The following is a 22,276-nucleotide window of genomic DNA, read 5'->3' as shown; positions in this document are numbered from 1 at the left end:
GTTCTCCACGCTTCGGCGCGCATTCTAACGCGCTGGAAGAAAAAACAAAGCGCGTAATAGACCACCTTTTGTGTAAGCCGCCGCCCAAAAGCAAATAACCCTCTCTATCCTGTGTGTATCGACAAACTTCAGACAAAAAAATGCCCGGTCGCCCGGGCAATTTTTGTGTGTCGACTTACAGGTTGTAGCCACGTTCGTTGTGCAGCGCAAGGTCGAGGCCGACAGCTTCTTCCTCGTCAGTCACACGCAGACCCATGACCATGTCCAGGACCTTGAGAATGACGTAGGTCACAATCGCGGTGTAGATGATCGTGAAGCCTACGCCTTTGCACTGGATCCAGACCTGTGCCGCAATGTCGGTGGTTGCCGCATTGAAGCCACCCATCGAAGGTGCAGCGAATACACCGGTCAGGATCGCGCCGAGGATACCGCCGATACCGTGCACACCGAAAGCGTCCAGGGAGTCGTCATAGCCCAGCTTGCGTTTCAGGGTTGTAGCGCAGAAAAAGCAGACCACGCCAGCAGCCAGGCCGATCACCAGGGAGCCCATTGGCCCAACAGTACCGGCGGCAGGGGTAATGGCAACCAGACCGGCAACTACACCCGAAGCGATGCCCAGAGCACTTGGCTTACCGTGGGTCAGCCATTCAGCGAACATCCAGCCCAGTGCGGCAGCAGCGGTCGCAATCTGGGTCACGAGCATTGCCATACCGGCAGTGCCGTTGGCCGCAGCAGCGGAGCCGGCGTTGAAGCCGAACCAACCTACCCAAAGCATTGCCGCGCCGATCAGGGTGTAACCCAGATTGTGCGGAGCCATTGGGGTGGTCGGAAAGCCTTTACGTTTGCCCAGTACCAGACAGGCAACCAGGCCCGCTACACCGGCGTTGATGTGAACCACGGTGCCGCCAGCGAAGTCGAGAACGCCCCAATCACCCAACAGTGCGCCCGGACCACTCCAGACCATGTGCGCGATTGGCGCATAGACCAGCGTGAACCAGATACCCATGAAGACCAGCATGGCGGAGAATTTCATCCGTTCAGCGAATGCTCCGACGATCAACGCCGGGGTGATGATGGCGAAGGTCATCTGGTAGATGACGAACACCGCTTCAGGGAACAGCGCTGCCGGGCCAGTGATGCTCGATGGCGTCACGCCAGCGAGGAATGCCTTGCCCAGGCTGCCGAAGATGGAATTGAAGTTGACGACGCCCACCTCCATCCCCGTCGTATCGAATGCAATGCTGTAGCCGTAGATGACCCACAGAATACTGATCAGACCGGTAATCGCGAAGCACTGCATCATTACAGAAAGAATGTTTTTCGACCGAACCATACCGCCGTAGAACAGCGCCAGGCCGGGAATGGTCATGAACAGCACCAACGCCGTCGAGGTCATCATCCAGGAAGTGTCGCCGGAATTGAGGACAGGCGCAGCCACTGGGTCTGCCGCCATGGCCAGACCAGGGATTACAAGGGACAACAGGGCTCCTAGCCCTGCGAATTGACGCAGAGTCATATTGTTTTACTCCTGGGGCGTTGGGGTTGGCGGCTTAGATTGCGTCGGTATCGGTTTCGCCGGTACGGATGCGAATGGCCTGTTCCAGATTGACCACGAAGATCTTGCCGTCACCGATTTTGCCGGTGTTGGCAGCCTTGGTTATTGCCTCGATCACTCGATCAAGATCCTTGTCATCGATCGCAACATCGATTTTCACCTTGGGCAGGAAGTCGACTACGTATTCCGCCCCGCGATACAGCTCGGTGTGACCCTTTTGCCGACCGAAGCCTTTGACTTCAGTGACGGTGATGCCCTGCACGCCGATCTCCGACAGTGACTCGCGCACGTCATCCAATTTAAACGGCTTGATGATGGCAGTGACTAGCTTCATGAAACTTTCTCCCGAATTGGTGGACTTGCCCCAGGAAAACAAACCCGACTCAAGTCTAAGCGCAGTGCCTGGCTTTGTAACGTGTCGGTCGCCTTAACAGCCCCGATCAACCCCAGAAAACCGCTTCTGACGAAACACTTCCCCGCTTCGCCTGCCGCACTGCAATCGTCACAGCGACTGCATCAGTGCATGGGTCATATGCCACTAAGCAGAAAGCTTGCCATCTCGTGAATTCTCATTGAATACAGGGCCTTGGCCAACAATCACTTTCCCAGCCACCGATTGCGGTGATCAGGACGCACAACAACAGTGCGCATGCGCCCGTCCCCATGCGCGAAAAGCGTGCAGAAGGGGCGATCTGAATTGACTATAGATGCTGCGTGATATACTGCCGCCCATCTGTTTCCGGAACTCTGACCATGCTCGCGCCCAAAGCCTTCCTCGACGCCCTGAGTGGCCACGCCTCTCGCTTGTTCAACGGCGAAACGCCTGTCCCGCGCAACGAATTCGAAACCCAGTTCAAAGCCCTGCTGCAAAGCGGCTTCAGCAAGCTTGATTTAGTGAGCCGCGAAGAGTTCGACAGCCAGATGACCGTCCTCGCCCGCACCCGTGCCCGCCTTGAAGCGCTGGAAGCCAAAGTGACCGAGATGGAAGCGAAACTGACGCCACCGGCAGAGTAACAACCGCGCGACTTCTGGACGCTCACCGTCCAATCCCGGTGGGAGCGAATTCATTCGCGAAAAAAACTACGCGTCCCGATTGCTCCCATACAGGGCTATCCATTCACACCCTGTATCGATTCCTCGCCCCAGCTTCCCCCCGAATTCCCGCAGGATGCGGTTCTTCAGACATCAAGGAATGATCATGTCTCTCGCCATCGTGCTCAGTCGCGCTCAGGTGGGTGTGGAAGCGCCAGCCGTCACTGTCGAGTGCCATCTGGCCAACGGGCTTCCCGCGCTGACGCTGGTGGGCTTGCCTGAAGGCGCAGTCAGGGAAAGCAAGGATCGGGTCCGCAGTGCCATCCTCAATTCCGGCCTCGAATACCCTGCCCGCAGAATTACCCTCAACCTCGCGCCAGCCGACCTGCCCAAAGACGGTGGGCGTTTCGATCTGGCGATTGCCCTGGGTTTGCTCGCCGCCAGTGGGCAACTGCCTGCTCACGCGTTACAGGATGTCGAATGCCTGGGTGAATTGGCGCTCTCGGGCGCTATAAGGCCGATACAGGGCGTCTTGCCTGCCGCACTGGCTGCTCGTGCCGAGGGCCATACGTTGATCGTGCCCGCGGCCAATGCCGAAGAGGCGTGTCTGGCGTCCGGGTTGCGGGTGATTGCAGTCAATCATCTGCTGGAGCTGGTGGCGCACTTCAATGGCCGGGCCCCGATTGTCCCCTACGAATCCAGCGGCCTGCTGCACCTGAGCAAACCCTATCCAGACTTGAGCGAGGTGCAAGGCCAGACCGCCGCCAAACGCGCATTGCTGGTGGCGGCGGCGGGCGCGCACAATCTGCTTTTCAGTGGGCCTCCCGGCACCGGCAAGACGCTCCTTGCCAGTCGTCTGCCAGGCCTGTTGCCGCCACTGGATGAACATGAAGCCCTGGAGGTCGCCGCAATTCAGTCGGTCGCCAGCCAGAGTCCTCTGACCAGTTGGCCACAGCGACCCTTTCGGCAGCCCCACCATTCCGCCTCAGGTGCCGCGCTGGTGGGTGGCGGCAGTCGTCCGCAACCCGGCGAAATCACCCTTGCCCACCATGGCGTGCTGTTTCTCGATGAGCTGCCCGAGTTTGATCGCAAAGTGCTGGAGGTGCTGCGTGAGCCACTGGAGTCCGGGCACATCGTCATTGCCAGAGCCCGCGACCGGGTACGCTTCCCGGCGCGCTTTCAGTTGGTGGCCGCGATGAACCCCTGCCCTTGCGGCTATCTGGGCGAGCCCAGCGGTCGCTGTCGTTGTTCCACCGAGCAGATTCAGCGCTACCGCAACAAGCTTTCCGGCCCGCTGCTGGATCGCATCGACCTGCACCTGACCGTAGCCCGCGAAGCCACGGCACTCAACCCCACCCCGCAAACCGGCGACGACACCGCCAGCGCCGCCGCCCTCGTGGCCCAGGCCCGCGAGCGGCAACAACGGCGCCAAGGCTGCGCCAACGCCTTTCTCGACCTACCGGGCCTGCGCAAACACTGCTCGCTGTCCAGCGCCGACGAAAACTGGCTGGAAACCGCCTGCGAGCGTTTGACCCTGTCACTCAGGGCCGCACACCGCTTGTTGAAAGTGGCAAGAACGCTGGCTGATCTGGAACAGGTCGATGCGATTGGGCGCAGCCATCTGGCCGAGGCGTTGCAGTATCGGCCGTCGAGTAATTGATGGGGTCACACGCAGAATAAGAGCCGCGAAAAGGCCGGCACAGCCCTCAGGGGCTTGTGAGGCCAACCCTTTTCACGACCAGTGCACAGTCGATTACGCGGCCAAGCTTTTTAGCGAGAAACACTTCACAAAAGCTTGATCGGCAGCAGCGTATCTAAAAGAGGTTTTCGGTGAACGCAAACCTTGTATCACCGAAACCGATTGACCTCTTTGCGCAAATCCGCTGCCAGTTCGTCCAGTTCTTTCGCGGTGATAGCCAGGTGGGAGACGACTTCGCGCTGCTCGCTGTTGGCCATGGCGATGCTCTGCAGGTTGCTGCTAAGCAAGGTAGCGGTGCTGCTTTGTTCTTGGGTGGCGGTGGTGATGGCAGCGAATTGTTCGCCTGCGGAGCGGCTTTTTTCGTCGATCTGGGTCAGGGCGGCTGCGACTTTTGCGTTGAGTGAAAGGCCTTCTTGCATGAGCGCGTTGCCCTGTTCCATGGTGCTGATCGCGTTTCCGGTTTCTTGCTGAATGCTCACGATCATGCCTGAAATCTGGTCGGTCGCCTGACGGGTGCGCAAGGCCAGATTACGCACCTCATCCGCTACCACCGCGAAACCACGGCCTTGTTCGCCGGCACGGGCAGCTTCAATCGCGGCGTTGAGAGCCAGCAGGTTGGTCTGCTCGGCAATCGAGGTGATGACGCCGACGATCCCGCCGATTTCCTGAGAGCGCTGGCCCAAGGTGTCAATCACCGTGGCCGTGCCTTTGAGCGAGGACGCGATCTGCTCAAGAGATGCCGAGGCTTCATCCATTGAGGTGCGGCCAATGCGGGTCTGCTGAGCGTTCTCCTGCGCCAGGCGCTCGGTGCTGCCCATGTTGTCGGCGATGTTCAATGAGGTGGCGCTGAACTCTTCCACGGCGCCAGCCATGCTGGTGATCTCCCCGGACTGCTGCTCCATGCCTTCGTAGGCCCCCCCTGACAAGCCGGACAGCGTCTGAGCGCGGCCACTGACTTCCTGTGCCGCGCTGCGGATGTGCGCGACCATGTTCGACAAGGCTTCACCCATCTGATTGAAGCTGCGCGCCAATTGACCGATTTCATCGTGACTGGAAACATTCAGACGCGCGCTCAGGTCGCCCGCGCCCAGGGCTTCAGCCTGACGAACCAGATCCGACAGTGGTTGCAACTTGCGGCGTAACAGCCAGATCGCCGCGCCGACCGCGATCAGCATGGCCAGCAAGCTGCCGATTGCCAATTGTGTGCCGACGCTCCAGGTCACGGCGCTGATTTCGGTTTTTGGCATGCTCGCAAACACTGCCCACGGGCCGCCCGCAAAGGCCACGGCGACGGTATAGAAATCTTGCGCGCCGTCATTCCAGAAATGACCTGTGCCTGGGCGCTTGACGAAGTCGGCCAACGTTTGCGTTGCCTGATCCAGCGCCTTGACCCCGGCAGGCGCCACCAGCCAGTGATTCTGCTCATCCAGCAGGGCCAGAGAACCCGTCGTGCCGATGCGGAAATTCTTCAGGTTCTCGAATTGGGTATTTTGCGCGCCGGTGTAGTCAAAGCCGACGAACAAGGCGGCAATGATTTTGCCACTGCTGTCACGCACCGGGCTGTACTGAGTCATGTAGTAATGCTCGAACAACAGCGCCCGGCCGACGTACTCCTGACCTGCCATCAGTCGGTCATAGGCCGGGCTCTTGCGATCCAGCAAGGTGCCGATGGCCCGCGAGCCATCTTGCTTGCTCAGCGACGTACTCACACGAATAAAATCATCGCCGCTACGCACGAAAATCGTCGCCACGCCGGCCGTCATTTGCTTGAAGTTGTCGACCTCGGTGAAGTCGTTATTCAGGACGTGGTCCCCCAACAACAGGCTTGGTGCCTGCACGCCCGCAACCGTCACGGGGTTGTCTGCCTGCAGGCTCAGGCCACCGCTAAACCGTTTCTCGAACAACCCACTCAAGCGCTGGGTGCTTTCACGCAGAGTGCTGTGAAACGTATTCAGTTGATCGGCCAGCAAACGTGCTTCGCTGGCCATGTGTTCTTCACGAATCGCGAGATTCGCGGCGTCCAGCGAGCGCAACGCGAATACGGTACTGCTGCTGATGACCACGGCCAGAATTACCGCCAGGGCGAGACCCAACTGCGAGGCGATACGAGCACGGGGTTCAGACATGGAAGCTCCTGGCCGAACAGCGGCATCGTTTTGATTTCGATGCCTTGCTCAGCAAAATTCAAAAATGGGGGTCCGTTGAACCTTTTTTAAAAGTCCGACTTATACGGATTCGGCCGACGTGAACAATACTTGAGCTCTGCACTCGGGGATACTGACGAATAGCCGCTCAAAAGCCTGTGCCAGAGCTGTTTTCACGTCAGTATCTCAACCTTTGGCAAATCCATTGCGCACACCTCGCCTTGAAGAAACTCGCTGAGCCTGCGCAGACGTTCGCCGCCTGGCCGGGTCTTTGGCCACACCAGATAATAGTTTTCGCCGCTGGCCACGGCGGTGCGCCAAGGCAAGCTTAAACGCCCTTGCGCGACGTCCTCGGCGACCATCAACAAGTCCCCCATGGACACGCCATAGCCCCGCGCAGCCGCGATCATGCCAAGCTCCAGAGTGTCGAACACCTGGCCGCCCTTGAGCGAGATCTGCTCCGACAGGCCCATCCGCTGTAGCCAGTTGCGCCAATCGCGACGGTCGGGGGTCGGGTGCAACAGTTCGGCACTGGCCAACCGCGCGACATCCCAGGGCGGGTCCTGGAGCAACGTCGATGCACCCACAGGGATCAGCAGCTCAGGGAACAGGTAGGTGGCTTCCCAATCCGGCGGAAAATGCCCACGGCTGAGCAACACCGCGCAGTCAAACGGCTCCTGAGTGAAATCCACACTGTCGACATCCATCCAGGCGCTGGTCAATTGCACTTCATTACCAACCTGAAGATGGCGAAACCGGCTCAGGCGCGCCAGCAACCAGCGCATGGTCAGGGTCGAGGGTGCCTTCATGCGCAAAATGCCTTCCTCTGCACGCAAGATGCTGCACGCACGCTCCAACGCCGAAAAACCTTCACGCACTCCCGGCAGTAGCAGGCGCGCCGCCTCGGTCAATTGCAGGTTGCGGCCATTGCGCTGAAATAAACGACAGGCAAAGTGATCTTCAAGCGTGCGGATGTGGCGGCTGACGGCACTTTGGGTGATCGACAGCTCCTCGGCAGCGCGGGTGAACGAGCTGTGTCGGGCAGCGGCTTCAAATGCGCGTAGCGCATAAAGGGGAGGAAGACTACGGGACATACACAACATTCCTACGCAATAGTTGCGCTACTTTACCCCCAACGACTACGCTCGATTCAGATGAGTTTTACTCATGCCAATCATCGGATTTATCCCTTTGTGCCCGCCGTGAGAAATGCCGAGAATCAGTTGCTCACAAAGCCCTGTAAGCCGAGCGCCACGCCTATGCAATCCGTCGCCATCCAAGCACCCTGGATCAAAGAGCTAAGGACCATCCTGCGCTTGGCCGGACCGCTGATCGCCTCGCAAATGGCGCATATGCTCATGGTGTTCACTGACACCGTAATGATGGGTCGCCTGGGACCCGATGCCTTGGCCGGTGGCGGGCTGGGCGCGGCCAGCTACAACCTGATTTCGTTCTTCTGCGTAGGCGTTATCGCTGCCGTCGGCACCCTGGTTTCGATCCGTCACGGTGCAGGTGACAACGTAGGCGCCACGCGGCTGACTCAGGCGGGACTCTGGCTGGCGTGGGGCATGGCACTAATCGCGGCCTTGGTGCTGTGGAACCTTGAGCCCGTTTTGCTCAAGCTTGGCCAGAATGAGGCGAACGTGCACATGGCCGGGCAATTCCTGATCACCCTGCCCTTGGCCCTGCCCGGCTTTCTGTCCTTTATGGCCTTGCGGGGCTTCACCAGCGCGTTGGGGCGGGCCGGCCCTGTGATGGTGATCAGTCTGGGCGGCGTGGCGGTGAACTTCGGGCTTAACTATGCACTCATCCATGGCCTGTTTGGCCTGCCGCATCTGGGCCTGATGGGCATCGGTCTGGTCACGGCGGTGGTTGCCAATGGCATGGCGCTGCTCCTGGCCCTGCATATCCGCCAACACCCAGCCTATGCGCCCTATCCCATTCGCCAGGGCCTGATGCGCCCCTCGCTGACTTATTTGCAAGAGCTGTGGCGCCTCGGCTTGCCGATTGGCGGTACCTACGCGGTCGAGGTTGGCCTGTTCACCTTCGCAGCGTTCTGCATGGGCGCGATGGGCAGTACGCAGATGGCCGCACACCAGATCGCCCTACAGTCGGTGTCGATGGCGTTCATGGTGCCCGTGGGGATTTCCTACGCGATGACCATGCGCATCGGCCAACACTACGGCGCGGGCAATCTGCTCCAGGCGCGACTGGCCGGACGCGTCGGCATTGCCTTCGGGGCGTTGATCATGCTCGGTTTCGCGCTGCTGTTCTGGCTGGCACCGTATCAAGTCGTCAGCCTGTTTCTCGACCTCGACAATCCGGCCTACCGCGACGTGATCGATCTAGCCGTGAAACTGTTGGCGATCGCCGCGTGGTTCGAACTGTTCGACGGCACGCAGACGCTGGCCATGGGCGCCATCAGGGGGTTCAAGGACGCCAGGACCACGTTTGTCATCGGCCTCGCCTGTTATTGGCTGGTCGGCGCGCCTGCGGCCTGGGCTTTCGGTTTTTATGCACAGGGCGGCGCGATGGGGGTCTGGTGGGGGTTAGCTCTGGGGCTGGCCTGTGCAGCGCTGGCACTGACAGTGGCATTCGAAAGGAAGACGTCACGCTTGCTGCGTCAGGCGCCAGTGCTTGCGTCGGTCATGAGTTGAGGGCCGAATCAGGTATGTCTACTGAACGTGCGCCTGCCCCACGTTATGGCGCTGTCCATACGTCAGGTACTCAATCAACTCCGTGAATGGCAACGGCTTGCTGATCAGGTAACCCTGAATTTGATCGCAACCAAAACCACGCAACAGCGCCAGTTGTTCCGGGGTTTCCACACCTTCGGCGACCACTTCCAGGCTGAGGTTGTGCGCCAGGTTGATCATGGCATGCACCAGCTTGCGATTTTCTTCGCGCAACTCCATGCCGCCGACAAAGCTTTTGTCGACCTTGAGCAAGGCAATCGGCAGGCTGTTGAGGTGCACGAACGACGAGAAGCCGGTGCCAAAATCGTCCAGCGAAAAACGCACACCTAGCCGACCCAACGCATCCATCGTCTGTTTGACCAGATCGCTGCGGCGCATGACGGCGGTTTCGGTCAGTTCGAATTCCAGCCAACGGGCATCGACGCCCCGCTCGGCGATCAAGCGGCTCAGGGTCGACAGCAACTGACTGTCCTGAAACTGGCGGAACGACAGGTTGACCGCCATGTGCAGTGCCGGCAGCCCGAGTTCACGCAGCGCCTGCATGTCGCGCAGGGCGCGGGAAATGACCCAGTAACCCAAAGGCACGATCAAACCGCTTTGCTCGGCCAAGGGTACAAACTCGCTGGGTGGCAGCAACCCACGCTCGGCGTGGCGCCAGCGCACCAGGGCTTCGAGGCCAACGATACGCCCGTCGCTCAATGATAGGCGTGGCTGGTAATGCAGTTCCAGCTCATCGCGACGCAAGGCCCGGCGCAGTTCGCTTTCCAGATCGGCCAGGCTACGGGCATTGCGGTTGATGCGTTCGTTAAAAACATGAAAGGTGCAGCCCTGAGTGCCCTTGGCCTGCTGCATCGCGATATGAGCGTGCCACATCAACGGATCGGCACCGGCACCGGCCCGGGCATAGGAAATCCCCAGGCTGCAGCCTATCAGCAAGCTTTCACCATCGACCCAATAGGGCTCGGCCAAGGCTTCGGTAATGCGTTCGGCCATCCATTCGGCACGCTGCGGCGCACGGCGGATGTCGATCAACAACGCGAACTCGTCACTGCCCAGCCGCGCCAGTTGATCGCCTGCTTCCAACTGGCTCTTGAGCCGCGAGACCACTTGCAAGATCAATCGGTCGCCAGCCTGATGGCCCAGCGCGTCGTTGGCGTGACGGAAGTTGTCGAGATCCAGGTGCCCGAGCGCCAGTCCACGGCCTTCGTTTTCAGCCAAGCGTGTCGCCAATAAGGTCTGGAAGCCCTGGCGGTTGGCGATGCCGGTTAGCGGGTCTTGCTCGGCCAGACGTTGCAGAGTGTTTTCCAGCACGCCGCGCTCGCGCACATGGCGCAGGCAACGGCGTAGCGCATCAATGCTCAACGTGGCGAGCACCAGCCAATCGCTGACGCCAATCGGCGGTTCGAGCGGTTCGTGCTCAAGCAGCATCACCACCGGCAACTTACAGCGCCCGGGCGCTGGCTGGAGCTCAGGCGTCGTCAGCAGAACGGCATTTCGCGCGTCGTCGAACAGGCTGCCGACATCGCCCCAACTCGGCGCACAGACCAGCGCGGCCGCGTCTCCCAGAGGAGCCAGACACTCACGCAATAACGCCAGCCATTCCGGCTTTTGGGCCAGGAGCAACAAACGCAAGGGTTCGACAGGCGTAGACAAACTAGCTCCCTACTCGCAAAAAAAATCGTTGGTGGTTCCGCTCTACTTCAGACATCTGGCGTAATCCACTGCGCATCCTGCGGGAAAGTAACAAAACCGGCAAATTTAGATCGCGTGCTACGTCACAGTGTCGGACGATGACCGCACAAATGCGTGAGCCTGTTAAAATGCCCACCCATTTCGCAAGCGACCCTTTTTCTGTCATGTCCCGACTCAATCCTCGGCAACAAGAAGCCGTGAACTACGTCGGCGGCCCTCTTTTGGTGCTCGCCGGTGCTGGCTCCGGCAAGACCAGCGTGATCACCCGCAAGATCGCGCACCTGATCCAGAACTGCGGCTTTCGCGCGCAACATATCGTCGCCATGACCTTTACCAACAAGGCCGCGCGGGAAATGAAAGAGCGCGTAGGCACCCTGCTCAAGGGTGGCGAGGGGCGTGGCTTGACGGTGTCGACCTTCCACAACCTGGGCCTGAACATCATCCGCAAGGAACATGCGCGGCTGGGCTATAAACCAGGGTTCTCGATTTTCGACGAGACCGACGTGAAAGCCCTGATGACCGACATCATGCAAAAAGAATATTCGGGCGATGACGGCGTCGACGAAATCAAAAACATGATCGGCTCGTGGAAAAACGACCTGATCCTGCCGCCCGAGGCCCTGGAAAACGCGCGCAACCCCAAGGAACAGACCGCCGCCATTGTCTATACCCACTACCAGCGCACGCTCAAAGCCTACAACGCGGTGGATTTCGACGATTTGATCCTGATGCCCGTGAAGCTGTTCCAGGAACATGCCGACATCCTGGAGAAGTGGCAAAACAAGGTTCGCTACCTGTTGGTGGATGAATATCAGGACACCAACGCCAGTCAATACCTGCTGGTAAAGTTGCTGATCGGTATGCGCAATCAGTTCACCGTGGTGGGCGACGATGACCAGTCGATCTATGCCTGGCGTGGTGCGCGCCCGGAAAACCTGATGCTGCTCAAGGATGACTATCCGTCGCTCAAAGTGGTGATGCTCGAGCAGAACTATCGCTCCACCAGCCGTATCCTGCGCTGCGCCAACGTGCTGATCTCGAACAACCCCCACGCCTTCGAAAAGCAGCTGTGGAGTGATATGGGTCACGGCGATGAAGTCCGTGTCATCCGCTGCCGCAACGAAGACGCCGAAGCCGAACGCGTCGCGGTGGAACTCCTCACCCTGCACTTGCGCACCGACCGGCCCTACAGTGACTTCGCGATTCTCTATCGCGGTAACTATCAGGCCAAGCTGATCGAGCTGAAGCTGCAACACCACCAGATCCCCTACCGCCTGTCGGGTGGCAATAGCTTCTTCGGCCGTCAGGAAGTGAAAGACCTGATGGCCTACTTCCGCCTGCTGGTGAACCCGGACGACGACAACGCCTTCTTGCGCGTGATCAACGTGCCGCGTCGTGAAATAGGCTCGACCACCCTGGAAAAGCTCGGCAATTACTCCACCGAGCGCAAGATATCGATGTACGCCGCCACCGATGAAATCGGCCTGGGCGAGCATCTGGACAGCCGTTACACCGACCGCCTGCAACGCTTCAAACGCTGGATGGATGGCGTGCGCCAGCAATGCTCGCAAAACGACCCCATCGCCGCGCTACGCAGCATGGTCATGGACATCGACTACGAAAACTGGCTGCGACAGAACAGCTCCAGTGAAAAAGCCGCCGACTACCGGATGGCGAACGTCTGGTTCTTGATCGAAGCGCTGAAGAACACGCTGGAGAAAGACGACGACGGCAAAATGACCATCGAAGAAGCCATCGGCAAGCTGGTCTTGCGCGACATGCTCGAGCGTCAGCAGGAAGAAGAAGACGGCGCCGAAGGCGTGCAAATGATGACCCTGCATGCCTCCAAAGGCCTGGAATTCCCCTATGTGTTCATCATGGGAATGGAGGAAGAAATCCTCCCGCACCGCTCCAGTATCGAAGCCGACACGATCGAGGAAGAGCGCCGCCTGGCGTATGTCGGGATTACCCGCGCGCGGGAAACACTGGCCTTCACCTTTGCCGCCAAGCGCAAGCAATATGGCGAGATCATCGATTGCGCACCCAGCCGCTTTCTCGATGAACTGCCGCCGGACGACCTCGCCTGGGAAGGCAACGACGACACACCGGTAGAAGTGAAAGCCGTTCGCGGTAACACGGCACTGGCCGATATTCGGGCCATGCTCAAACGCTGAATTGATTATTTATTGCGCACATGTGCGCTGCCCGAGGAATCACCGTGGAAGCACTGCACAAGAAAATTCGCGAAGAGGGCATCGTCCTTTCCGACCAGGTGTTAAAGGTCGACGCGTTTCTTAATCACCAGATCGACCCGGCCTTGATGCAGCTGATTGGCAACGAATTCGCCACGCTGTTCGCAGACTCGGGCATCACCAAGATCGTCACCATCGAGGCCTCGGGCATTGCCCCCGCGATCATGACCGGCCTGAAACTGGGCGTGCCGGTGATCTTTGCGCGCAAACACCAATCGCTGACCCTGACCGAAAACCTGCTGTCGGCGACCGTGTATTCGTTCACCAAGCAAGTCGAAAGCACCGTCGCCATTTCGCCTCGGCACCTGACCAGCAGCGACCGCGTCCTGATCATTGATGATTTTTTGGCCAACGGCAGGGCCTCGCAGGCGCTAATTTCGATCATTAAACAAGCCGGTGCCAGTGTTGCAGGGCTGGGCATTGTGATCGAGAAATCATTCCAGGGCGGGCGTGCCGAACTCGACGCTCAGGGCTATCGCGTCGAATCCCTCGCCCGGGTGAAATCGCTGGAGGGTGGGGTGGTGACTTTTCTCGATTGATTGTTGGCGAAGGCGGTGCTTCAGGCGCTGGGAGCAGTCGCCTGCAACCCGGCCAGCACCAACCGCTGATACAGCTCTTCAAGCAGCCCCTGCGGCTGCAAAAGCCGCATGCGTTCAAGCTGCGCCGGGAAGGCTGTCGGCTCCGGTGCGTCGAGGGTGGCTTTGCCCAATTGCAGAATCTCGGTGAGCTTGAGTTTGCTTTTCAGCCAGTTCAAGGCTCGCAGCAGGTCCCGCTCTTCCACGCTGAAATCACAACCCAGCGGATACTCCGGGAACAACTGCACATAACGCGCTTGCAACGCCTGCAAACGTTCGGGGGTGTTTTCGCTAAAGCGCGGATCGAGGCGGAAGTCGCGGGGCAATTTGCCGATCTTTTGCGCCTGCTCGATCAAGCCTTCCTGGAAGCGTGAGTCACTGATATTCAGCAGCGCCTCGATCACCTTGGCGTCGGTTTTGCCACGCAGATCGGCAATCCCGTATTCAGTGACAATAATGTCCCGCAGGTGCCTCGGAATCGTGACGTGACCGTACTCCCAAACGATATTGGAACTGACCTCCCCGCCCGATTCACGCCAGCTGCGCAGCATCAACAGTGAACGAGCACCTTCCAGTGCATGCGCCTGAGCAACAAAATTGTATTGGCCGCCCACCCCACTCAACACTCGGCCGTCTTCCAGTTGATCGGCCACAGCGGCGCCCATCAGCGTCACTTTAAACGCGCTGTTGATGAATCGTGCGTCGCGCCGTTGCAAGCGCTTGAGCTCTTCATTGCCGTACAGCTCGTTGATGTAGCTGATGGCGGTCATGTTGAAGCGCTCACGCTGAGCCAGTGAAAACTCGCGCAAGCGTTGATAAAAGCTGCGAGGCCCCAGGAAAAAACCCGCGTGGACCACGACGCCTTCGGCATGGGCCGACTCGTCGAGCGTGCCATCGTTGGCCTGCCGTTGCAGGGCCGCGTCGGAGTAAACCTTACGCCGCACGATGCCGGCGTCCACCAGCACCAATAAACCGTTCACGAACATTTCGCTGCAACCGTACAGCCCCTGAGCAAACGGCTGCACCCCGCCTTCGCGCTCGATCAACGCCTGCCAAGACGTGGTCGCGTCCAGATCCGCGAGCAGCGCGCGGTAAGTGGCGTTATCCGCTTGCCGCGCCAAAAGCGCCGCTGTCAGCGCATCGCCCATCGAGCCAATGCCGATTTGCAAGGTGCCGCCGTCGCGCACTAGGGTACTGGCGTGCAGGCCAATGAAATGGTCCTGAAACCCGACCGGCATGTTCGGGGTAGAGAACAGGGTGCTGTGTTCTTCCTCGTCGAGCATCAGATCAAAGACGTCAGTACTGAGCTCCGAGTCGCCGAGCATGTATGGCAAGTCTGCATGGATCTGGCCGAGCAACAGGATTGTTTCACCGGCCGCACGGCGTTTGGCGATCATCGGCAGCAAATCAAGAGTGATGTCCGAGTTGCAACTCAGGCTCACGCGACCCGGACGTTGCGGATCATGAGCGATCAACTGCGCCACCAGATTAAGGCCATTGGCGTTGATGTCACGCGCAGCATGACTGTAATTACTGCTGACATAATCCTGCTGCGCCGCGTGGCTGTTGAGCAGGCTGCCGGGCTGCATAAAGAACTGCTCGACACGAATATTCGGCGGCAGGCTGTCGCGCCGCAGGTCCTCAAGGAAATCCAGTTCGGGGTAATCACCGAACACCCGTGCGACGAAGGGCTCAAGAAAACGCGCCTGCAAACCCTCACCCAGCGGCGGGCGCCCGAGACAGAGGGCGGTGTAGATCGTCAGCTGTCGTTGCGGCAGGCCTTTGACCCGCGCATACAACGCGTTAACGAAGCGGTTGGGCTTGCCCAGCCCCAGCTGCAGGCCCATGTGAATGTGCGCAGGCAACTGCGCCAGTACTTGATCGACTGCTTGTTCAATGGAACACGACTGCGTCATCTCACCCTCCTGGCACATCCTTGATTTCAGGTTGGACCGAGCTTGCCGGGTGTTTGCTGCAAAGGACAGGACTTCGAATCATTCGCCCACAAAAAAGCCGACACGAAGTCGGCTGTTTTTGTCACAGGCTGAATTACTTCAGACCGGACATTTTCTGAATCGCGCTTTTCAGCTCTGCATCAGAGCAATCTGCGCAAGTGCCTTTTGGCGGCATCGAGTTGATCCCGGTGATGGCTTTAGCAAGAATGCCTTCAAGACCGCCCTGCGTTTTGGCACGGTTGCCCCAGTCAGCCGCGTCACCGATTTTCGGCGAACCCAGCAAACCGGTGCCGTGACATGCATTGCAATGGCCTGCGATGATCTCATCAGCGGATTTGGCACCACCCGCGCCGCCAGCCGAAGCTGCGACGTCCATACCGGCGCACTCTTTACCCTGCACACATACTTGACCCACTGGATCAAGCCGCTTGGCCAGATCGTCACTTGTCGTGGCCTGAGCACCGACAGCCCAAAAGACCAATACGGCAGCTTGAACTGCCAGCATTTTATTAATTAGGTTCACGCGTACACCCTCATGGTGGCTAGTCACGCCCGCGGCCACGGTTTTGCGGGCGGGCGGAAGTATACCGGTTAGCCCGCCACTCTGAAACAACCCTATAGTCGCAGGGGTATTTACCAGCTGTCAGGCCCTGCAAATAGGCACCTTGTGCTCTCATTTCTGAGACGCGGCGCCTGTAAATGAAGCATGCAATCAAAAATTCGCGGGTGTTGCCGCGCTGATCAGCCGCGCAGGCACATCGAACGGATTACGAAAACGGTGTGGCTTGGTACTCTCAAAGTAGTAACTGTCGCCGGCTTCGAGGATGAACGTCTCAACGCCAACCACCAGTTCCAGCCGACCTTCGAGCAGCGTTCCGGTTTCTTCGCCTTCGTGAATGAGCATTGCATCCCCGGTATCGGAACCCGGAGGATAGATCTCATTGAGAAATGTGATCGCCCGGCCTGGATGGGCCTTACCGACCAGCTTCATGGTGACGGCGCCGTCCGAAATGTCGATCAACTCACTGGCTTTATAAACCACTTGAGTCAGATTTTCTTGCTCCAACTCTTCCGAAAAGAACTCAACCATGGACATCGGAATACCGCCGAGCACCTTTCTCAGGGAACTGATCGAGGGGCTGACGCTGTTTTTCTCGATCATGGAAATGGTGCTGTTGGTCACGCCCGCTCGCTTGGCGAGTTCACGCTGGGAGAGACCTTTAAGCTTTCGAATGGATTGCAGTCGTTCACCGACGTCCAATGCGGGAGTCCTCCTATTGATCAGTTATGGTCGTTATGAACGGTATGATGGCAACAGCGTTCAGTATTTACAACACTTCGACCCGTAACGTGTTCGCAAAAGGACTAGCGGCTTATTCATGGAGGCTGCAATTCTGCCGACAGCTGCCGACAGCCGTCTGTCAGACTCCGGAATAGAGCCTTGGCACGCGGCGCAGGTTACAAAATATCTGATAAGGGATTGTACCGGCGTGCGCGGCAACATCGCTGGCCAGCACGTTTTTGCCCCATAACTCGACCTGGCTACCCAGCCCGGCGCGTGGCAAATCGGTCAAGTCCACGCACAGCATGTCCATCGACACCCGACCCAGCAACCGGCTCGTCTGGCCGTCAATCGAGACCGGAGTGCCGGTGGGTGCCTGACGGGGATAACCATCGGCGTACCCCATGGCCACCACTCCGACACGCATCGAGCGATCCGTGATGAAACCACCGCCATACCCAATCGGTTCGCCCGCCGGCAACTCGCGCACGCAAATTACTTTCGACTCCAGTGTCATCACCGGCTGCAAGCGCTCAGCCACGCTCTGTGGCTGATCAAAAGGCGTGGCGCCGTATAGCATGATGCCGGGGCGGACCCAGTCACTAGGGACCTTCGGCCAGCCCATGACCGCAGGAGAGTTGCGCAAACTGACCTCTGCGGACAATCCCTGACGGGCCGCGTTGAAGACCGCCACCTGCTCGTCACTCCGCGAGCAATCCAATTCATCAGCGCGGGCAAAATGGCTCATCAAGACGATTTTTGCCACTTTTCCGCTGCTCAACAGGCGCTTGTAAGCCGCGTGGTAATCGGCGGGGTGCAAGCCGACACGGTGCATGCCCGAGTCCAGCTTGAGCCAGACGTTCAGCGGCTTGCTGATGCTCGCTTGCTCGATGGCGTCGAGTTGCCAAAGCGAATGCACCACGAACCAGAGGTCATGCTCGACGATCAGTGCCAGCTCGCTCGCCTCGAAAAAACCTTCAAGCAGCAAAATCGGCCCGCCAATCCCCGCCTCACGGAGTTCCAGCGCTTCTTCGATGCAGGCCACGGCGAACCCGTCGGCCTCGGCTTCCAGAGCTTGCGCGCACCGCACCGCCCCATGACCGTAGGCATCGGCCTTGACGACCGCAAGCGCTTTGGCGCCAGCGGTTTCACGGGCCAATTGGTAGTTGTGACGCAGGGCTTGGAGATCGATCAAGGCGCGGGCAGGACGCATGGCGGCAGGCTTCTAGGCGTTATGAGAATAAAAAAGCCCGACACCCATTAACAGGCATCAGGCGAAGGTTCTTGCAGATTAAGGCAATGCCGCAACGACCGACAGCTCAACCAGGATTTCCGGTTCGCACAGCTTCGACTCGACCGTTGCCCGGGCTGGAGCAACGCCTTTTGGCAGCCATTTATCCCAGACGCTGTTCATGCCGGCGAAATCCGCGTCGATGTCTTTCAGGTAGATGGTCACCGACAGAATCCGGGTCTTGTCGGTACCGGCCAAGTCCAGCAGACGCTCGATGTTGGCCAGCGTCTCCCGGGTTTGCTGCTCGATCCCGGCAGCCATGTCATCACCCACTTGCCCGGACAGGTACACGGTGCTGTTGTGGACAACGAGCTGACTCATACGATCATTGGTGAGCTGGCGCAGGATTGCCATGTTTTACGATCTCCTGGGTTTTACCGTAGCGAGAAATATCAAGGCCTTCGGCACTGATCTGTGGTGTTTTAAAGGCCATCAAGTCGGCCAGCAAACGGCCTGAACCGCACGCCATTGTCCAGCCAAGTGTGCCGTGACCGGTATTCAGGAACAGGTTGCGGAATGGCGTGGCGCCGACAATCGGGGTGCCGTCCGGTGTGGTTGGGCGCAGGCCGGTCCAGAAAGTGGCCTCCGTCAAATCACCGCCCTGAGGATAAAGGTCGCCGACGATCATCTCCAGTGTTTCGCGCCGACGTGGATTGAGCGATAAGTCGAACCCGGCGATCTCGGCCATACCGCCCACACGAATGCGGTTGTCGAAACGGGTAATGGCGACCTTGTAGGTCTCGTCGAGAATAGTCGACGTCGGGGCCATGGCCGGATTGGTGATTGGCACAGTCAGGGAGTAACCCTTGAGTGGGTAGATCGGTGCGCGAATGCCCAACGGCTTGAGCAACTGCGGTGAATAGCTACCCAGCGCCAGCACGTAGCGATCAGCGGTTTCCAGCTTGCCGTCGATCCACACGCCATTGATGCGATCACCTGCGTAGTCGAGGCGCTCGATGGACTGACCGAAACGGAACTCGACGCCCAACTTGACCGCCATTTCCGCCAGGCGGGTGGTGAACAACTGGCAATCGCCCGTCTGGTCGTTCGGCAGACGCAACGCACCGGCCAAAATATTAGTCACGTTGGCCAACGCCGGCTCGACCCGGGCGATGCCCGCGCGATCAAGCAGTTCGTAAGGCACGCCAGACTGCTGCAGAACAGCGATGTCCTTGGCGGCATTATCCAATTGTTCCTGAGTACGGAACAATTGAGTGGTGCCCAAGCTGCGGCCTTCGTACGCGATACCGGTTTCGGCACGCAACTCATCGAGGCAATCGCGGCTGTACTCGGACAAACGCACCATGCGCTCTTTGTTCACCGCATACCGGCTGGCCGTGCAGTTACGCAGCATTTGCGCCATCCACAGGTACTGATCAATGTCTGCGGTGGCTTTGATCGCCAAAGGGGCATGACGCTGCAACAACCATTTGATCGCCTTGAGCGGGACGCCAGGCGCGGCCCATGGCGATGCATAGCCTGGCGAAACCTGGCCGGCGTTGGCGAAACTGGTTTCCATCGCGGCCGCAGGTTGACGGTCGACCACGGTCACCTCGAATCCAGCTCGGGCCAGATAATAGGCGCTGGCCGTACCGATCACGCCACTGCCAAGGACCAGAACTCGCATGTTAAATCCCTCAATCGCGGATATCCGCTGACGTTTGTTGTACAGAGCCAAGATATGCGCAGTATAAAAAGCAATGACCAGTGCTTTTCACTATATAAACACCTATATTTGGCGAGAATTCTCGGCAAAAATGGCTTTAGTAGAGGGGGTTTACCCATGCGCACCCAGCACCAGTCAAAACGTGAGTTGGACAAGATTGACCGCAACATCCTGCGCATCCTTCAGGCGGACGGGCGGATCTCATTTACCGAGCTGGGAGAAAGGGTGGGATTGTCGACTACGCCCTGTACTGAGAGGGTCCGCAGGCTTGAGCGCGAAGGGATCATCATGGGCTACAACGCCCGACTCAATCCGCAAAGCCTCAAGGCCAGCCTGCTGGTGTTCGTCGAGATCAGCCTGGACTACAAGTCCGGCGACACCTTCGAAGAGTTCCGCCGCGCCGTGCTCAAACTGCCGCACGTGCTGGAGTGCCACCTAGTGTCCGGTGACTTCGATTACCTGGTGAAAGCGCGGATTTCAGAGATGGCTTCGTACCGCAAACTACTCGGCGATATCCTGCTCAAACTGCCGCATGTGCGCGAATCCAAGAGCTACATCGTCATGGAAGAAGTGAAAGAGAGTTTGAATTTGCCGATTCCGGAGTGACCTCTACACCAACACCTGTCGCGTAGTCGCGATGTATTCGTGGATCTGCTTTTCCGCCTTGGGATGGATCATCTCGACCGGCCGACGGCCATTGGGGCATGGCAGGGTCGGAGTGGTGCCGAACAACCGGCAGATCAGCGGACGCTCTTCATACACCGTGCAGCCATTTGGCCCCAGGTGCACACAGTTCAGCTCATCCATCGCCGCCTCTTGCTCTGCGGCGGTTTTGCGCGGCAAGCGCGCCATCTCTTCAGATGAGGTGGTGACCGGACCGCAGCAGTCGTGGCAGCCGGGCACGCACTCGAAAGACGGGATCTGCTGCCGAAGAAAGCGGATTTTCTGGCTGTTGCAGCTCATCGAGGCGTTTACCGAAAGAAAGACTAGGGCGTAATTTTGCCTCACTTGAGCCCCGGGTGACAGCGCCGCCCGACCGAACCTTGCTGGGCGGCGCAGCTCACGTCTATGCTGCATGACATTTTCAAAACACAAAAACCAGGATAAACCTCATGAACGCTCGCGTTCAGCAACCGCTCGCCAACGACCAGCATGCCGCTTCCTATTACGCCGCCAGCAGCCATCCGCAACCGGATCATCCGCCGCTGGCAGGCGAGTTGAGCGTCGATGTGTGCGTAGTCGGCGGTGGCTTTTCCGGGCTGAACACGGCCATCGAACTGGCAGAACGTGGCTTGAGCGTGGCGTTGCTGGAAGCGCGGAAAATCGGCTGGGGTGCCAGCGGGCGCAATGGCGGGCAACTTATTCGCGGCGTCGGCCATGGCCTCGATCAGTTCAACAACGTGATTGGCAGCGACGGCGTGCGCCAGATGAAACTCATGGGCCTGGAGGCGGTGGAAATCGTGCGCCAGCGCGTCGCCCGCTACCAGATCGACTGCGACCTGACATGGGGCTACTGCGACCTCGCCAACAAGCCGCGCGATCTCGACGGCTTAGCCGAAGATGCAGACGAATTGCGCAGCTTGGGCTATCGCCATGAACTGCGCCTGCTGCACGCGAACGAGATGCACAGTGTGGTCGGCTCGGACCGCTACGTCGGCGGCATGATCGACATGGGCTCGGGCCATCTGCACCCGCTGAACCTGGCATTGGGCGAAGCCGCCGCCGCTCGCTCGCTGGGCGTACAGATTTTCGAGCACTCAGCGGTGACGCGAATCGAGTACGGCCCGCGCGCGCGCGTGCACACCACTCAAGGTTCGGTGCGCGCCAATACGCTGGTGCTGGGCTGCAATGCCTACCTGAATGATCTGAACCCGGAACTCAGCGGCAAAGTGCTGCCCGCTGGCAGCTACATCATCGCCACCGAGTCGCTCAGCGAGGCGCAGGCCCATGAGTTGCTGCCACAGAACATGGCCGTCTGCGACCAACGGGTGACGGTGGATTATTACCGGCTTTCCGCAGACCGACGTCTGTTGTTCGGCGGTGCGTGTCATTACTCGGGGCGCGACCCGCAGGACATCGCGGCCTACATGCAGCCGAAAATGCTGGAGGTCTTTCCACAACTGGCCGGGACCAGGATCGACTATCAATGGGGCGGCATGATCGGCATCGGTGCCAACCGCCTGCCGCAGATCGGCAGGCTCAAGGACCAGCCCAACGTGTTTTACGCCCAAGCCTATTCCGGGCACGGGGTGAATGCCACGCACCTGGCCGGCAAGCTGTTGGCAGAAGCCATCAGCGGGCAACACAGCAGCGGCTTCGAGTTGTTTGCCAAGGTGCCGCACATGACCTTCCCTGGCGGCAAACACCTGCGCTCCCCGCTGCTGGCGCTGGGCATGCTCTGGCATCGGCTGAAAGCGCTGCGCTGACCGCCAGGCTT

General features: G+C 59.2%; 19 protein-coding genes and 1 pseudogene. 7 read left to right on the top strand and 13 right to left on the bottom strand.

Annotated elements, in window-relative coordinates; translation table 11 throughout:
* Positions 1-175: 175 nt before the first annotated feature.
* Positions 176-1,516, bottom strand: coding sequence for an ammonium transporter (locus ACVBEG_RS25130; protein WP_322176980.1), 1,341 nt, complete (start codon positions 1,514-1,516; stop codon positions 176-178).
* 34 nt (positions 1,517-1,550) lie between these two features.
* On the bottom strand, positions 1,551-1,889 hold the full coding sequence (gene glnK / locus ACVBEG_RS25125; RefSeq protein ID WP_002555808.1) for a P-II family nitrogen regulator: 339 nt from the start codon (positions 1,887-1,889) through the stop codon (positions 1,551-1,553).
* A gap of 419 nt (positions 1,890-2,308) precedes the next feature.
* Here glnK and ACVBEG_RS25120 point away from each other — a divergent pair, with 419 nt between their 5' ends.
* Together ACVBEG_RS25120 and ACVBEG_RS25115 are read left to right on the top strand one after the other, a co-directional pair.
* On the top strand, positions 2,309-2,569 hold the full coding sequence (locus tag ACVBEG_RS25120) for an accessory factor UbiK family protein (RefSeq protein WP_322176981.1): 261 nt from the start codon (positions 2,309-2,311) through the stop codon (positions 2,567-2,569).
* 184 nt (positions 2,570-2,753) lie between these two features.
* On the top strand, positions 2,754-4,247 hold the full coding sequence (locus ACVBEG_RS25115) for a YifB family Mg chelatase-like AAA ATPase (RefSeq protein WP_322176982.1): 1,494 nt from the start codon (positions 2,754-2,756) through the stop codon (positions 4,245-4,247).
* Positions 4,248-4,435: 188 nt separating this feature from the next.
* Here ACVBEG_RS25115 and ACVBEG_RS25110 read toward each other — a convergent pair whose 3' ends face one another.
* The 3 genes and pseudogenes from ACVBEG_RS25110 to ACVBEG_RS25100 form a co-directional block, all read right to left on the bottom strand.
* Positions 4,436-5,158: a methyl-accepting chemotaxis protein gene (locus ACVBEG_RS25110; protein WP_443691059.1), complete on the bottom strand. Its 723-nt coding sequence runs from the start codon at positions 5,156-5,158 to the stop codon at positions 4,436-4,438.
* A 132-nt stretch (positions 5,159-5,290) separates the two neighbouring features.
* Positions 5,291-6,412, bottom strand: a pseudogene (locus ACVBEG_RS25105) (Cache 3/Cache 2 fusion domain-containing protein); the annotation flags it as partial.
* A gap of 191 nt (positions 6,413-6,603) precedes the next feature.
* Positions 6,604-7,524, bottom strand: a complete 921-nt coding sequence (locus tag ACVBEG_RS25100; RefSeq protein WP_322176984.1) for a LysR substrate-binding domain-containing protein — start codon at positions 7,522-7,524, stop codon at positions 6,604-6,606.
* Between the two features lie 180 nt (positions 7,525-7,704).
* Here ACVBEG_RS25100 and ACVBEG_RS25095 point away from each other — a divergent pair, with 180 nt between their 5' ends.
* Positions 7,705-9,087 carry a NorM family multidrug efflux MATE transporter gene (locus tag ACVBEG_RS25095; protein WP_322278478.1) on the top strand — a complete coding sequence of 461 codons (1,383 nt, stop codon included), beginning with the start codon at positions 7,705-7,707 and terminating at the stop codon, positions 9,085-9,087.
* A gap of 18 nt (positions 9,088-9,105) precedes the next feature.
* On the opposite strand, the gene ACVBEG_RS25090 is transcribed toward ACVBEG_RS25095, so the two are convergent.
* Positions 9,106-10,779, bottom strand: coding sequence for a putative bifunctional diguanylate cyclase/phosphodiesterase (locus tag ACVBEG_RS25090; RefSeq protein WP_322176985.1), 1,674 nt, complete (start codon positions 10,777-10,779; stop codon positions 9,106-9,108).
* Between the two features lie 203 nt (positions 10,780-10,982).
* On the opposite strand from ACVBEG_RS25090, the gene rep reads away from it, so the two are divergent.
* A complete protein-coding gene (rep, locus tag ACVBEG_RS25085) occupies positions 10,983-12,992 on the top strand; it encodes a DNA helicase Rep (RefSeq protein ID WP_322176986.1) in 2,010 nt (669 codons plus the stop codon).
* 44 nt (positions 12,993-13,036) lie between these two features.
* Complete coding sequence (locus tag ACVBEG_RS25080) at positions 13,037-13,609, top strand: xanthine phosphoribosyltransferase (protein WP_219063034.1); 573 nt, start codon at positions 13,037-13,039, stop codon at positions 13,607-13,609.
* A gap of 20 nt (positions 13,610-13,629) precedes the next feature.
* Here the strand turns inward: ACVBEG_RS25080 and ACVBEG_RS25075 are convergent, their stop codons facing one another.
* From ACVBEG_RS25075 to dadA, 6 genes are all read right to left on the bottom strand, one after another.
* Positions 13,630-15,561 (bottom strand): acetyl-CoA hydrolase/transferase C-terminal domain-containing protein, encoded by a 1,932-nt coding sequence (locus ACVBEG_RS25075; RefSeq protein WP_330200921.1) that lies wholly within the window; start codon positions 15,559-15,561, stop codon positions 13,630-13,632.
* A 133-nt stretch (positions 15,562-15,694) separates the two neighbouring features.
* A complete protein-coding gene (locus ACVBEG_RS25070; protein ID WP_322176988.1) occupies positions 15,695-16,123 on the bottom strand; it encodes a c-type cytochrome in 429 nt (142 codons plus the stop codon).
* A 189-nt stretch (positions 16,124-16,312) separates the two neighbouring features.
* The gene (locus ACVBEG_RS25065; RefSeq protein WP_447108393.1) at positions 16,313-16,861 is read right to left on the bottom strand and encodes a cupin domain-containing protein; all 549 of its coding nucleotides are present in this window, start codon (positions 16,859-16,861) and stop codon (positions 16,313-16,315) included.
* Between the two features lie 160 nt (positions 16,862-17,021).
* Complete coding sequence (alr, locus tag ACVBEG_RS25060; RefSeq protein WP_447108392.1) at positions 17,022-18,095, bottom strand: alanine racemase; 1,074 nt, start codon at positions 18,093-18,095, stop codon at positions 17,022-17,024.
* Between the two features lie 78 nt (positions 18,096-18,173).
* Complete coding sequence (locus tag ACVBEG_RS25055) at positions 18,174-18,527, bottom strand: RidA family protein (protein ID WP_219063038.1); 354 nt, start codon at positions 18,525-18,527, stop codon at positions 18,174-18,176.
* Positions 18,499-19,800, bottom strand: coding sequence for a D-amino acid dehydrogenase (gene dadA / locus ACVBEG_RS25050; protein ID WP_219063039.1), 1,302 nt, complete (start codon positions 19,798-19,800; stop codon positions 18,499-18,501). The genes ACVBEG_RS25055 and dadA overlap by 29 nt, the downstream gene beginning before the upstream one ends.
* 156 nt (positions 19,801-19,956) lie before the next feature.
* On the opposite strand from dadA, the gene dadR reads away from it, so the two are divergent.
* Positions 19,957-20,445, top strand: a complete 489-nt coding sequence (gene dadR, locus ACVBEG_RS25045) for a transcriptional regulator DadR (RefSeq protein ID WP_219063040.1) — start codon at positions 19,957-19,959, stop codon at positions 20,443-20,445.
* 3 nt (positions 20,446-20,448) lie between these two features.
* On the opposite strand, the gene ACVBEG_RS25040 is transcribed toward dadR, so the two are convergent.
* Positions 20,449-20,802, bottom strand: a complete 354-nt coding sequence (locus ACVBEG_RS25040) for a YkgJ family cysteine cluster protein (RefSeq protein WP_219063041.1) — start codon at positions 20,800-20,802, stop codon at positions 20,449-20,451.
* A 149-nt stretch (positions 20,803-20,951) separates the two neighbouring features.
* Between ACVBEG_RS25040 and ACVBEG_RS25035 the strand changes: the two genes are divergently transcribed.
* Positions 20,952-22,265: an NAD(P)/FAD-dependent oxidoreductase gene (locus tag ACVBEG_RS25035; RefSeq protein WP_322176990.1), complete on the top strand. Its 1,314-nt coding sequence runs from the start codon at positions 20,952-20,954 to the stop codon at positions 22,263-22,265.
* Positions 22,266-22,276: the final 11 nt, after the last annotated feature.

The organism is Pseudomonas sp. GG8 (assembly GCF_052976945.1).
This window is presented reverse-complemented; position numbering and strand designations above follow the sequence as displayed.

Bases quoted from the DNA above. Each gene is read 5' to 3' on its own strand.
- alr (WP_447108392.1), bottom strand. From the start codon at position 18,095: ATGCGTCCTGCCCGCGCCTTGATCGATCTCCAAGCCCTGCGTCACAAC.
- ACVBEG_RS25035 (WP_322176990.1), top strand. From the start codon at position 20,952: ATGAACGCTCGCGTTCAGCAACCGCTCGCCAACGACCAGCATGCCGCT.
- ACVBEG_RS25055 (WP_219063038.1), bottom strand. From the start codon at position 18,527: ATGGCAATCCTGCGCCAGCTCACCAATGATCGTATGAGTCAGCTCGTT.
- ACVBEG_RS25130 (WP_322176980.1), bottom strand. From the start codon at position 1,516: ATGACTCTGCGTCAATTCGCAGGGCTAGGAGCCCTGTTGTCCCTTGTA.
- dadR (WP_219063040.1), top strand. From the start codon at position 19,957: ATGCGCACCCAGCACCAGTCAAAACGTGAGTTGGACAAGATTGACCGC.
- ACVBEG_RS25115 (WP_322176982.1), top strand. From the start codon at position 2,754: ATGTCTCTCGCCATCGTGCTCAGTCGCGCTCAGGTGGGTGTGGAAGCG.
- dadA (WP_219063039.1), bottom strand. From the start codon at position 19,800: ATGCGAGTTCTGGTCCTTGGCAGTGGCGTGATCGGTACGGCCAGCGCC.
- ACVBEG_RS25040 (WP_219063041.1), bottom strand. From the start codon at position 20,802: ATGAGCTGCAACAGCCAGAAAATCCGCTTTCTTCGGCAGCAGATCCCG.
- ACVBEG_RS25100 (WP_322176984.1), bottom strand. From the start codon at position 7,524: ATGTCCCGTAGTCTTCCTCCCCTTTATGCGCTACGCGCATTTGAAGCC.
- glnK (WP_002555808.1), bottom strand. From the start codon at position 1,889: ATGAAGCTAGTCACTGCCATCATCAAGCCGTTTAAATTGGATGACGTG.
- ACVBEG_RS25075 (WP_330200921.1), bottom strand. From the start codon at position 15,561: ATGACGCAGTCGTGTTCCATTGAACAAGCAGTCGATCAAGTACTGGCG.
- ACVBEG_RS25110 (WP_443691059.1), bottom strand. From the start codon at position 5,158: ATGGCTGGCGCCGTGGAAGAGTTCAGCGCCACCTCATTGAACATCGCC.
- ACVBEG_RS25120 (WP_322176981.1), top strand. From the start codon at position 2,309: ATGCTCGCGCCCAAAGCCTTCCTCGACGCCCTGAGTGGCCACGCCTCT.
- rep (WP_322176986.1), top strand. From the start codon at position 10,983: ATGTCCCGACTCAATCCTCGGCAACAAGAAGCCGTGAACTACGTCGGC.